Source organism: Porphyromonas levii DSM 23370 (assembly GCF_000379925.1).
Classification (GTDB): Bacteria; Bacteroidota; Bacteroidia; order Bacteroidales; family Porphyromonadaceae; genus Porphyromonas_A; species Porphyromonas_A levii.
In genome coordinates this window covers 1-12521 of sequence record NZ_KB904285.1, presented here as the reverse complement: position 1 = coordinate 12521, position 12521 = coordinate 1, and the positions used below count along the sequence as shown (strand labels likewise).

Here is a 12521-nt window from a genome sequence, read left to right as displayed (position 1 = left end):
TCACCCAATAGCTTGGTGTCAAAGAACTTCATCGGTAGCTTCATCAGCTTGATGAAGAAGTCACTGATGAGGGAAATATTGATACGAGTAGAAATGTGAAGTAGCAACTTGGAGCGGATAAAGCTAATCGCTGTACGGCTAAAGAGGAGCATCAACTGAGCCAGCAATACCAGCCAGATGAAACCAATATCTCTTCCCCCAATACCCGTATCGACTATTGCCTGAGTGAGAAAAGGGGAAACGAGCTGAATCAACGACCCCAACAATAACCCCAGTATGATCTGACCAAAATACCTACGATACTTCTTGACATAGCTCCAAAGGAAGGACAGCCGATTACCTTTCTCGAGCTTTCCGCCATCAGGCAGTTCTTGGCTGTAAAACTCATCTGTCGGCTCTAAGAGTAGGACTATACCTTTCTCTTCACCATTAGTCTTAGTACTCACCCAATGCTCACAAAACTCCTCCTTGGTGTAAGTGAGCAACCCTTTCCCAGGGTCTGCGACATAGACCCTATAATTACCCTTACGCAGTCTCTTGACCTTATAAACAACTACAAAATGATTCTGATTCCAATGGGCAATGCAAGGCATCTGAGCTTCAGCAGCGAGCATCTCAAAAGTAACACGACCACCCAGCGAGTGCAACCCTCTTTTCTCTGCAGCTTTACTAATACCCAGCAAAGAAACTCCCTCCTTCCCCAAAGCACAGTCCTCACGGATTTGCTTGAGGTTCGGGTTATAACCATAGTGCTTAACTACCATAGCCAAACACGCTGGTCCGCAATCCATCGCATCCTGTTGTGTAAAAACATTCATCAGATTATGCAATTTTCATCACTGCCACATTTCCAAAGTGTATTCTCTATTTCATAGTTCATTGTATAGCGAAGAATTTGTGAGATAGTCAAAAATTTCTAGTGATATTTTATTATGCTGAGTATGCACAAATTCTATAGCTCTACATGGTTATAGCCGTTTTATCTCCTTTGTATCAGCAGAAGCTCCTTTATAGCGCTTTTTTTGCGGATTGAATGTATAAGACAAAGTCAATAGAATACTACGAGTGTCAGCATTGGAAATTTTATTAAGACTGACATCTTTTATATTCATTATAAAACCTTGATTGCGAGTATGAAAGATGTCGGTAGCAGAAATGGATATTTGGAGTTGCTTTTGTAATAGATATCGTCTTACGGACAAATCTATTCCCCACTGAGCATTCATGGTATTTGTCATTATATGACCGCTACTAGCTCCAGATATATCAAGAGTAAACAACCAGTCTTGAAAAGGAGTAAACATATTCTTAAACATACAACGCAAAATAGGCGTGTTGAAGTTCTGTCCATATAGCGATAGCCATTGCTTAGTTACTCCAAAAGTTAGATTAGGTTTCCAATACTTTATAACAGGTGCATACGACATGAAAGCACTAAGGTTATTCATATCTACTTGAATGGGACGAAATATCAAGATGGGACGATCTTCTGTATAAAGTTCTTTCGTATAAACATAAGTGTCTTTCATGTGAGAATAGTTTATATTAAGAGTAAAATCTCGCCATCCAAACAGATATTCTAGAACATCTGTCTTACAATGATTAAGCATTGGATTTCCTCCTTCTATTTCAAATGGACCTACATAAATAAGAGAACTGCTAAGTTGCTTGTATGGTGGTCTAATAATAGAGTGGGAGTAACTAAGTGCAGTAAATGCTCCTTTGTCAAATTTATAGGAAAGTGACAGGTCGGGAGAAAAGCTCTTGTTTATTCTGCTAACATTTTCATCTTGAACTCCATCTCGTTGATAATCAAACTTTACATATTCCCATCGCAATCCCAATTGAAAAGACAAAGACCCCCAATCCTTCTTATAGGTAGAGAATAGGGCATAGTATTGCTGTTTGCTTTCATTTCGTGCTGAAGGGATAAAGCTACTGATATCTTCGTTTAATATTTTGTATTGCTGACTGTTATAGGTATAGGAGTCTTCTGTCCCAACATTCAATTTGCCAGTCAAAAAAGGAAGCTCCATATACAATTTACCTGCCCATAGATTAGAATATCTGTTTGTTACTGAAGGGACAAATTCGTTTTCTGAGTTCGATTCGTAAACAGTATGCGTGCTATTATTATCTGCATACAAATTATGTATATAGTTGCCATCAAAATGGAGAATTAGACCATCCTTGAAAATGTGGTCATAATAAGCTGAAACCAGATGATTCTGAGATTTGGATCCTAATTCTATGCGCTTACTTATATTGTTATTTTCAATACCAAGGACATAATCATTTTCAGTACCTACGCTCTTAAAATTTAGAATCGATTGAGCATACTGGTAAAATGCTCCTAAAGACTGCCCATTAGAATTCCAATTAAACCCTGCTTGAGTGGTCACAGACGAAATATTATTATGTTTAACAGCAGTATTCTTGAGAAGATTATGTTGATTGTTAAACATAAAGTCTGTTGTATTGCTGTCGTAATTTTTTCTCCCATCTTTTTGATACATAGCTCGCCCAAACACCTGCCAATGCGTCCAGTTATAGCTGAAATCCCCTGTTAAGGTCTCTTCCCATATACGCTTTGCCGATGTTTGCGATGTCAATTTTCCACTCAATCCTTTTATTACTGATTGTTTTGTTTGAATCTTAATAACAGCTTTTATCTCAGGATCGTACTCAGCACCAGGAGAAGATATTATTTGAACATCCTTGATATTCTCACTTCTGAGCATTTGGAGTTCGCTGTTATCACGCAATGGTCGATTATCAACAAATATCAGAACATTGCCTTTGCCCATTATAGTAATTTTTTCTCCTTCTGTACTAACTAAAGGAAGTCGTGACAATACATCCTTAGCCGAGCCTAGATTGGAGAGCTCTGTATTGGCAACATGAGCGATGAGAGTATTGCCTTTTATTTTAATAAGCTTTCGGTGCGCTTCTACTACAACTTCATTAAGTATAGCATCCCATTTTATTGAATCATTAACCACAGTAGTAGAATCTGTCTGGGCATAAGAAGCAACATAAAAAAAATAGATTGACAAAATCATTAATACTCTTTTCAATCTAATTATATTATTCATTGTGGCTGTAAAGATCGATTCTAAACTATTTATCGTATTCATAAATCAGCTGAATATTTTCTTTATTTTTTCTTGACTAGGAATGTTATTCTTATATACATCTTCAAGTCGCTTTCTCACCTGAAGCATACCCAAAAATGATGGTTGCATTGCTACAAAATCATCCCAATTATTATCACAATAACTCCGATAAGGCACATACTCTAACACTGATTTTCCTCGAGTAAAATTGTCAACGCTTTTAAGAGTTACACTGTCGTAAATTACTGATAATGTTGAGAGACTAATGTTTTTTATTCTGCAATACAACAAATCAACCAAAGCAGAGAAAAAGTATTTTTCTTTTATGCTCCCAGTAAAACTTTCACAATAAGTTTTAATATGCCTATATGCTTGAACAAAATTTCCAGATGCAATATACAGTATTCCTGCAATCAGGCTCTTATCATATCTTACAAGAAAGCTATTAGGATCAAATTTCATAATATCAGAGATGTATCTATGATCATCAATAACACATTGTGCGAGAGCTTCAATTTTTTCTTTAGATGCTTCAAACAAATCCAAAGCCGCTGACATAGCCATAGATTTGTTTTGGGTGTCTTCACTATTAATGTTATCTATTATTGTATTTCTGAATTCTGTAATTCCAGGGACATATATGCAGAACGCAGGGAAGCCAAGGAAAGAAACATCTCTAACAAAAATCTGAGCCCCATCATCTTCAATGCATTTAGTTATTTTCTTTAGATCAGTGTCATCGGAGATCCCCCATGAATAATCAAAACCTTTGAACTGCTTCCCACTTGTTTCGTTTAGAATAGATAACGGATAATGCCCACTTCCAGTTGTACATGTTTTATAGAACTCGCGATCTCTAATTTCTGGATCAGTCATAATTCCATTTTGAATACTAAAATCTATATCTAAAACAGTGGCCACAATTCTTCCTTGAAAAATCTCTGTCAGAGAACGCTCCAAAGCTGTAATAGGTGACGGGTCTACTCCGATATGAAATAGATACTTTCTTTCAGATCTGTTTATCATTAAAATACCAACAGCAGGATAGTCTTTACCTAAAGAACAATCCTTTATAAGAAAACTCCAGTTAGCTCCATACTTTTCTTTTAGTAGTCGAATTTTGCTAAGTATCTCTGTGCCATTAAAATATTCGTCTGGGATTGTTGGTAACGATAAGCCTTTCGTGTAAATTTCTCGGAGCACATACCTTTCGATTATCTCAGAAAGTCCCTGAATAATTGCCTCTTTTGGTGTATTGCCTGCACACATACCATTTGATGTGCAATTTAGAAAAACCACCTCGTAAGGCAACAACTCTATACGTCCTTTCGTAATATTGTAGAATGGCAACATTGAAAGCTGTTTTCCAATATACTTTTTATGTAGTGCATCCATATTTAGTGCGACTACGTTTTTGAATACAGAATCAATATTTTCTGTAGATATTTTAATGTATTCTTCGTCTGGCGCATATTGATATTCCAAAAGAACATTATTCCTAAGCAGGAAATCCAAAAAGTCTGGATGGCTTTTCACAAAAGAGCTATGTTTGTAAGAAGCAATCCCATTCACATGCATTATGGCTTGATTTTGTAATCTTTCCATAAATTCTCCATGTGCACTTGCCAGAGAATAAGCAAATGTCATCCCCTTCCCATTTGTTCCGAGATCCATTTCAGACAAATGATGATTTCCGATTTTTATTCTAGTTGAATAAAAGCCCCCTTCGCTTTTGAAGTTCATTTCCTCAAGAATAATCCCGAGTTTGTTGCACAAAATGGCACGTATGTTTGTTACCGTTTTTTCTGGCCTTTCTGCCTTATACTTTTTTATCCGCTTTAGTGCTTCCATAATTCTAGTTGTCTAAAAAACCTGGCCTTTTGAACGCTTCTAACTCAATGTCGTTAGTGATTGCGTATTTAATTTTCTCTTCGATTGAAACTCGCTCTGGTATACACCCTGCCAACGGATCAGTTGGCGATAGATAACTTTGCATAATACATTCTCCATTACATAGAGGGAGAACTTTACAGTCTTTACATTTACACCCAGCGTCAAATGGAGACTTTTTTAATCCAATTGAAAACTCATTTGTATTTGTAATTATAACATCTCCCTCTTTTGAGATGTAGCCAACAGTGTGTTTGTCATCATAATCAATAAACATTGGACACTTGTACAATTGTAATGTAGGGGAGATGTAAAACCCCTCAATCGCATTCGCACAACACCTGAATGATTTACCTCCAATCCCCCGATGAAAAGAGTATTGTAGTCCTCTTTCTTTCGCTAAATTCAGCAAAATTATTTCAGCTTCTAAAAATTCTGAGGGAGACATTATTTGAGTACTTGGGGTTCGTGCAAGAGAACACATGACTGGTCTACAAAATAGCTGTACATTCTTTTTATTTATCGGAGCCTTGGCTATCTCGTCAAAAAGATAGGGCATTCTTGTGATGTTGTTTTTGTCTACATTAATTCGTAGATGAATCTTAATTTTCTGAGATGCCAAACAAACATTTTGCAGTATGTCGTCAAACGTTCCTTTATGATTAGAGCGATAATATCTAATTTTGTTATGCAATTCAGAATCACCATCTAAGGTAATCTGAATAGCTTTTATTGAACACGCTAAGAACTCGTCAATCAATGTCTTAGTAAGCAGTGTTCCATTTGTAATCATAGATGAAGAATAATCACAGCCGCTTGCCTCACATCCTTTTAGAATATGTTCTGACATTCTTCTAATCTTAGCCCAAGAAAGCATTGGTTCTCCTCCACTCCATCTTATGTTTAGAAACTTTTTCCTCTTTGTTTCATTCAAAAGGAATGAAGTTAAAACCTCCTCATTCTCCAAAGACAATGTCCCTTGTTTACATTTCTCATAGCAGTAGTGACAATCTAAATTACAATTGAGATTTGGAAGTACGATTAACGAAGAGTACATAGTATCTAGCACATCTAAATCACGCCTGTGCTTTAGATATTGTGCTTCAGACATATCAGCATCATAAATAATCCTTAAAGAAAGTAATTCTCTAAGACAACAATCCTCTATGTCAAGCGCAATAAAACGACCTAAAGAGTCAATCTTTTTAAGATTGTTATATACGCACAGAGGAAACTCACGATAAGTGTTACTTATTGCATTGTAAATGTAACACTTATCTTCTATTTCTAGGTAAAAATTATATTTCGAGACCTTATACATAGCCAAATTACAAAGTTCGGGAGATACTATTAGAGTAACTCCCGAACATACGTACATGATGCATCAGCCGATAGCATCGCAAGCAAGAGTGTATTGTTCCTTTGTCAGATCTTTCGAAAAATCATCTACACTGCTTGAGTTTTTGTTTGCAGCATCTATTACACTACTGCCTCCCAAAATTTCAACGAGATCTTCTCGCGTTAATCCAGTTTCTTGTTCAATACTTTTCATAATTTTACGCTTCAAGTTACGCCTACTCTTAAGGTTTTCAGCATCCCCTCCTTTGTCCAGTTTGGTCTGCATGTTATGTACAAGACAATATGACTTTTGGCAAAGGTACTATATGAGGAGAAATCGCAGACATAGATTAAAAGATAAATCTGTCGATTACAGCCTTACATAAACCTCCTTTGTTCTTTACCTTGTAGTATATAGTCCCCTCTAGACAATCCAATTATTTCTTCAAGATCAGCAGTAGTGACATCCGCATACTCCTTTACCAAAAAGGGTTTGAATGCTCCTACGAGTATCTGATTTCTACGTTCTTCACTTTTACTTGCCATAAGGTAGTACAACTGTAATAATATTCCTTCTGAGTCCAAAGTTAGACATAAAAAATCAAACTACCAAATCTTGGGCGAATTTTCTTTTTCATCACTTCCTTTCCTTGTAATTCCTTGGAACTTAGAAGAGGTCATTTTAGCCTATATATTTGCTGTCTGAAAGGTATTATTCAAATCAAACAGAGTGATTTATGGAAGCAAATAGCAATGACAACTACGTGCTGGTCTTAGAGGATCGCACCGAGGTAAAGAACCAGCAAGAGGCGGGGAAACTCACTATTGTTTCGGGCATTGATGATAAGGGCAACCTTAAGACGACCGAAGCCAATTATCGCCAAGTCAAGAAAGAGGTGCTATCCCTCGTAGACTCTGAGACTGCTCGTATCAAAGCTGACCCAACACACTCTCTTCTGATTAAGGAGTAACTTGAGATGCTAAAAGCCAATATCCCCAAGTAGCTTTTGAAGCATATTGCCCGAGGTTTGCATCAATCTAAAGTCAACGGTTTGATTCTCTAGGGGCTTGATATCTATCGTCTTGAAGTGACATAAAGCCTCTTGACGTGCTAAGGTATCACGAACAGCGGATAGATTGAGTATTTCTCCCTCTATTTGGTATTGCTCCGCCTCTAGTGACAAAGTTTGTTGGGTAGCTTGCGTTGGTCTCGTACGTTCGAATTGAAGCAGTAGCATCATCTTTGTACTATCGCTCGTTGTCTTTGGAACTTCGTAGATAGTTGCTACCCCTGTATATACCTGCCTATAAGGTAGGAAGTAAGCGACAACAAAAAGACAAACTAAAACAGCACCTATGGCTGTAATACCATAACGAATGAGTGATGAAGGTATTTGACCTACAATACTCCGTACTTTTTCGCTACGAAGTTCAAAGCTCTGCTCCTGTTTCTTCTCCTCTTCCATATCAGTTCCCTAATTCCAGTTGGTTCTTAACGAGTGCAAAGTATTTGCCTCTTCTAGCAGTCAGCTCTTCGTGGGTGCCAACTTCTACGATTTGCCCCTCATCTAGGACTACAATCTGATCGGCATTGCGGACTGTGGAGAGGCGATGAGCCACGACAACGACCGTTTTCCCCTTGTAGAAGCTCTTTAAGTTATCGGTGATGGCACGCTCGTTATTGGCATCGAGTGCATTGGTTGCCTCATCTAAGAAGACAAACATTGGGTTCTTGTAGACTACCCTCGCTATCAAGATGCGCTGTCTTTGTCCTTGACTGATGCCTTGTCCGTCTTGTCCTATCATCGTGTTGTAAGCCAAAGGCAGGGTTTCTATATAGTCTGCTATATTCGCCACACGGGCAGCGTAGCGGATGCGCTCGATGTCGGGTTCATCGTCAGATATGGCAATATTCCTAGCGATGGTATCGGAGAAGAGATATCCTTCTTGCATCACAGCTCCACATTGGCTCCGCCACCAACCAAGATTAAATTCATTCAAGTTGGCATCGCCTAACTGAATCTTTCCTTTTAGTGGCTCGTAAAAGCCTAGCAAGAGCTTGACAAGTGTGGTCTTTCCACTACCACTGGCACCTACAATAGCTGTTACCTTGCCGTTGGGGATAGAGAGGTTGATGCCTGAGAGTATTTCCTTGGGGCTGTATATATCGTACTTGAAGGACAGCTCTTTGATGACAATAGAATGTCCACTAATGGACTCGTCAGTGTAGTTACTCCGAATCCGATTAGTATTCTCTTCATCGGTCTCGGTGTGGATTTCGTTCATACGATCCAAACTGATGCTCACATCTTGCCAAGAATAGATAAACTGAATGAGTTGCTCTACAGGGCTATTGAGCTGTCCGATGATATACTGTACTGCTAGCATCATTCCGAGGGTCATATTGTCTTGAATGACGGCTGTGGCAGCAAGCACAGTAATCAAGATGTTCTTTACTTCATTTATGGTGATGCTTCCTGCTTGTTGTATCTGTTGCAGATTGAGGGATTGCAGATTGACCTTGAAGAGGTCAGCTTGCACATCTTCCCACTCCCAGCGTTTGCGTTGTTCGCAACCTTGTAACTTGATTTCCTGCATACCACCTATGAGTTGGTAGGTGACATTGCGGTTTCGACCTGCCTGCTCAAAGTATTTATAATCCAGCTGTCTGCGCTTTTTGAGAAAGAGGATAATCCAACCCGCATATAAGGCTGTACCAATGAGAAAGACGACAAAAATAGGGAGATTATAAATAGCTAATACAATGCCGAAGACAAGGAACGTAAAGAATGAAAAGAGCAGGCTCAAACTACTCGAGGTGAGAAACTGCTCTACACGTCGGTGATCTTCTATACGCTGTAAGAGGTCACCCATCAACTTAGTGTCGAAGAACTTCATCGGAAGCTTCATCAGCTTGATGAAGAAGTCCGAGATGAGCGAGATATTGATGCGTGTGGAGATATGCAGTAGTATCTTAGAGCGGATGAAGTCGATAGCTGTACGGCTGAAGAGGAGCATCATCTCCGCTAAGAGTACTAACCATACAAAGCCTATATCTTTTCCTCCAATACCTGTATCCACAATAGATTGGGTAAGGAAGGGAAAAACTAGTTGCAGGAGCGAGCCAAGCAAAAGGCCGAGAATGAGTTGCGTGAAGAAGCGTTTATACTTCTTGAGATAGCCCCAAAGGAATTTCAAGCGATTTTGAGTAGGAACTGCTTTTGCATCCTTTTGCGTATAAAATTGCTCCGTGGGTTCAAGAAGGAGTGCAATACCTTTTTCGTCTCCATTTGTCTTGGTACTTACCCAATGCTCGCAAAACTCTTCCTTAGTGTAGGTGACCAGCCCCTTTCCAGGATCTGCAACATAAACCGTATAGCGACCCTTGCGATGCCTCTTGATCTTGTAAACAACGACAAAGTGATTTTGATTCCAATGGACGATGCAGGGCAGAGTAACTTCGCCAGCTAGAATTTCAAAGCTTAGTCTTCCTTCCTACAGTCTTGAAGCCAATCTCTTCGGCAGCTTTGCTAATACCAAGAAGCGATACCCCCTCCTTGCCGAGGTCGCAGAGCTGCCTCAACCGGTCTCGATCAGGATGCAGTCCGTAGTGCTCGGCAATCATTGCCAAACATACTGGACCACAGTCCATTGTATCTTTTTGTTTCGCAAATATAAATTTCATTCTCTACTTCAAGATTGCAGAGGGAATTCCATTTTGTTGCCCAACCTCATTATTTTGTCGCACTTTCTTCCCATACCCGAAAGTATAAACAATAGAAAGATTAAGACGACGGTGAAAGTTATTACCCTCTAGATATCTAGTTTCTGAATATAGTGGGCTATTAAGAGTTTCCGTAGAGGTCCGCCAATCGTTTCTGAATAAATTATTAGCATTCAAACGAATGTTAAAGTTGTTCTTGCTCCATCCTACTTGTAGTTGCCAAAAATCACGGTCTTCATAATAGACAGCTCTGTTTCCTTGTATGGTGCGGAACTTTGTTTGGTATGCAGCTTGAAAGTAAAAATTATTGAGATGATATATGGCAGATGCATTGAAATAGAAAGGCGTTTTTGACATGTCATAATATCCTAATACTCTAAACAATGTCACTGAGGGAGAAACTGCAAGTTGTAGCTTGCCATCAAGTAATTTATAGTTAAATGAAGCTCCTATTTGTGTGCGATGATATTGTGCGTCTGTATCATATCGTCTTAATAAAGCTTTGCCATTATTGTAATGTTCAAAAACCGGGACATATAGATTTAACTCTCCAAAGTATTGACAATAGAGTGAAGTGGCGAACTTGTTGTTTGGCATCCAATTATATGAGAGATTAAAGGTAAATTGGCGTGACAAACCTATATCAGGATTACCTGTCATATACATTAACTCGTTGGCCTTTAATATATTTGGTGTTTTTATGCTAGCTCCGGGATAATTAGAACCGTAGTGAAAATAGGTCCTAAATGAGTATTTGGTTGATGGCGCAAATCCGACAGACAAGTTAAGAAGAGGGTAAAGTTCTCTAATTGATTGATCGTTAATCTTGTTCTCCTCCCATTGTAGCGATGCATCTGTATTAAGACTCCATATGTTGTTGGAGAAATTATATCCTATCGTACCGCCGGAAAAGCGAGATATAAACTTATTACAATGTGGAGAGGTTCCCGTGTATTGTACATTGTTCCGATTTTCTCCATAATAACTTCGCAAAAATATCTTTTGTTGTATTGCAATTTTTTTAGATATGGTTGCATTTACACCATATCTGTACTGATTTTCTTCCGCATTATTCTCAATAGGTTTTGTATTAGGTATTGTAGTGGAGTAAAGACTATTGTCATTATTTCGACTATAACCGGCATAAGTATTGATACTTAGCTGCATAGCGTTCTTCAAAGAAAAAAAGTAATAGCCGGTCCAAGTGATTAATCGCTGCTTTGTCGGATTATCTTTCGAAAATGAATAGGAATCTCTTCTGTTAGGCTCGTAAAAAAGAGTTCCGGAAGTCATAGCCGTAGGCTTATCGCTATATGAAAAACCTATTGTGTTCGCTATCTGTATGTTATCAGAGTCATATATTGCCCTTAACGTAATCGGATATGTGTTTTGTTTATAATGTGATTTATTAAACAGTTCGTTTCTAGTGATAGATACTGCATCTCCATTACTGTCAAGAAGAGAGTATTTACCTATTGCTGAGGTTCCAATATTTTGAAGATTAAGATTTGATGCCCCAACATAAAGATCATAAATCATCTTTTGATATGCGAATTTTGAATAGAGCGAGATGTTACTGGAAAGTCCTGTCAGGAAATTCTCGTTAACACTTAGTTTTGTATAACCACCATATTCGTATTTATGGGCAATAAAATTAATCACATGTTCACGCCCTTGGAATCGAGAATCTGCAGGATAATCCAAATACTCTACTCTCCTGACATCCGTAGTCAATAAACCTTCAATATCTTCTTTTGAAGCCGGGATATAATTGATAAATAGAGCGACTCCGGCACCGGTCTGAGTGGTAATTGCATTACTCATCAAGTTGATGTTTATTTGCGGCATTGCAATCATCCGAAGAAGATCTATTGCATTTTGGGCAGAATCCTTTTGTCTCATTGTCGGGGTAATAACTGAAGATTGGGCAGATGTTTTCTGCATCTGTGCCTCAACCACAACTTCAGGCAACTTCTCCGTTTTCAGTGAATCCATTTCTTGAGCTAATACAGAGAAAGGAACTATGGAAACTATCAATCCTAGTAAAAATCTAATTTTCATGATTTATGCGTTTAATTATATTACTTATTGTTTATAGTACTCCCCATTTTTCGACAACGGGCTAGTGTTTTTTCTATCACTGTCACAAACGTACACATTTTCTTTCTTTTTACATCATTATTTGTTATTGTTATGCAGCTACTACTATTCCATATTCCATGGCAGGGANTAGCTTGGTGATACTCTGGTGGGGGCGCTCATAGTTATAGAACTTTATCCACTTCCCTATTCCTTGCCGTAGTTCTGAGACTGTATCGGCTGGATTAAGATAGATATACTCTTGTTTGATACTTCTCCAGAAGCGTTCTATCCAAATATTGTCTTTGCAACGTCCTTTNCCATCCATACTTATCCTTATTCCCTTTTCCTCTAGTAGCTCTACCCACTTCTTG

Annotated in this window: 10 protein-coding genes and 1 pseudogene; 1 reads left to right on the top strand and 10 read right to left on the bottom strand. The window is 38.4% G+C overall.

Translation table 11 applies throughout. The features are described from left to right. The 6 genes from A3GG_RS0109105 to A3GG_RS13165 all read right to left on the bottom strand — a co-directional run. A partial coding sequence (locus tag A3GG_RS0109105) for a cysteine peptidase family C39 domain-containing protein (RefSeq protein ID WP_033408731.1) occupies nucleotides 1–818 on the bottom strand: 818 nt, incomplete at its 3' end. 150 nt (nucleotides 819–968) lie between these two features. Beyond that, nucleotides 969–3137: an outer membrane beta-barrel family protein gene (locus tag A3GG_RS0109100; RefSeq protein ID WP_018358984.1), complete on the bottom strand. Its 2169-nt coding sequence runs from the start codon at nucleotides 3135–3137 to the stop codon at nucleotides 969–971. 3 nt (nucleotides 3138–3140) lie between these two features. After that, nucleotides 3141–4967, bottom strand: a complete 1827-nt coding sequence (locus tag A3GG_RS0109095) for a YcaO-like family protein (RefSeq protein ID WP_018358983.1) — start codon at nucleotides 4965–4967, stop codon at nucleotides 3141–3143. Nucleotides 4968–4971: 4 nt separating this feature from the next. Continuing rightward, the gene (locus tag A3GG_RS0109090) at nucleotides 4972–6327 is read right to left on the bottom strand and encodes a radical SAM/SPASM domain-containing protein (RefSeq protein WP_018358982.1); all 1356 of its coding nucleotides are present in this window, start codon (nucleotides 6325–6327) and stop codon (nucleotides 4972–4974) included. 63 nt (nucleotides 6328–6390) lie between these two features. Continuing rightward, a complete protein-coding gene (locus A3GG_RS0109085) occupies nucleotides 6391–6558 on the bottom strand; it encodes a hypothetical protein (RefSeq protein ID WP_156808725.1) in 168 nt (55 codons plus the stop codon). Between the two features lie 164 nt (nucleotides 6559–6722). Beyond that, complete coding sequence (locus A3GG_RS13165; RefSeq protein ID WP_018358980.1) at nucleotides 6723–6890, bottom strand: hypothetical protein; 168 nt, start codon at nucleotides 6888–6890, stop codon at nucleotides 6723–6725. Nucleotides 6891–7081: 191 nt separating this feature from the next. On the opposite strand from A3GG_RS13165, the gene A3GG_RS13885 reads away from it, so the two are divergent. Next, complete coding sequence (locus tag A3GG_RS13885) at nucleotides 7082–7315, top strand: hypothetical protein (RefSeq protein ID WP_018358979.1); 234 nt, start codon at nucleotides 7082–7084, stop codon at nucleotides 7313–7315. A gap of 9 nt (nucleotides 7316–7324) precedes the next feature. Here A3GG_RS13885 and A3GG_RS0109070 read toward each other — a convergent pair whose 3' ends face one another. The 4 genes and pseudogenes from A3GG_RS0109070 to A3GG_RS12225 all read right to left on the bottom strand — a co-directional run bounded on the left by A3GG_RS0109070 (nucleotide 7325) and on the right by A3GG_RS12225 (nucleotide 12475). After that, nucleotides 7325–7810 carry a hypothetical protein gene (locus A3GG_RS0109070; RefSeq protein WP_018358978.1) on the bottom strand — a complete coding sequence of 162 codons (486 nt, stop codon included), beginning with the start codon at nucleotides 7808–7810 and terminating at the stop codon, nucleotides 7325–7327. Nucleotide 7811: 1 nt separating this feature from the next. Next, nucleotides 7812–10029: pseudogene (locus A3GG_RS12650) on the bottom strand (peptidase domain-containing ABC transporter). Nucleotides 10030–10032: 3 nt separating this feature from the next. Continuing rightward, complete coding sequence (locus tag A3GG_RS0109060) at nucleotides 10033–12129, bottom strand: porin family protein (RefSeq protein WP_018358976.1); 2097 nt, start codon at nucleotides 12127–12129, stop codon at nucleotides 10033–10035. Nucleotides 12130–12259: 130 nt separating this feature from the next. Then, the gene (locus A3GG_RS12225) at nucleotides 12260–12475 is read right to left on the bottom strand and encodes an integrase core domain-containing protein (RefSeq protein ID WP_051074829.1); all 216 of its coding nucleotides are present in this window, start codon (nucleotides 12473–12475) and stop codon (nucleotides 12260–12262) included. Between the last annotated feature and the right edge of the window lie 46 nt (nucleotides 12476–12521).

Coding starts and splice junctions, on each gene's coding strand:
- A3GG_RS0109100 (WP_018358984.1), bottom strand. CDS start 3,137: ATGAATACGATAAATAGTTTAGAATCGATCTTTACAGCCACAATGAAT.
- A3GG_RS13165 (WP_018358980.1), bottom strand. CDS start 6,890: ATGGCAAGTAAAAGTGAAGAACGTAGAAATCAGATACTCGTAGGAGCA.
- A3GG_RS0109090 (WP_018358982.1), bottom strand. CDS start 6,327: ATGTATAAGGTCTCGAAATATAATTTTTACCTAGAAATAGAAGATAAG.
- A3GG_RS0109095 (WP_018358983.1), bottom strand. CDS start 4,967: ATGGAAGCACTAAAGCGGATAAAAAAGTATAAGGCAGAAAGGCCAGAA.
- A3GG_RS0109070 (WP_018358978.1), bottom strand. CDS start 7,810: ATGGAAGAGGAGAAGAAACAGGAGCAGAGCTTTGAACTTCGTAGCGAA.
- A3GG_RS0109085 (WP_156808725.1), bottom strand. CDS start 6,558: ATGAAAAGTATTGAACAAGAAACTGGATTAACGCGAGAAGATCTCGTT.
- A3GG_RS13885 (WP_018358979.1), top strand. CDS start 7,082: ATGGAAGCAAATAGCAATGACAACTACGTGCTGGTCTTAGAGGATCGC.
- A3GG_RS0109060 (WP_018358976.1), bottom strand. CDS start 12,129: ATGAAAATTAGATTTTTACTAGGATTGATAGTTTCCATAGTTCCTTTC.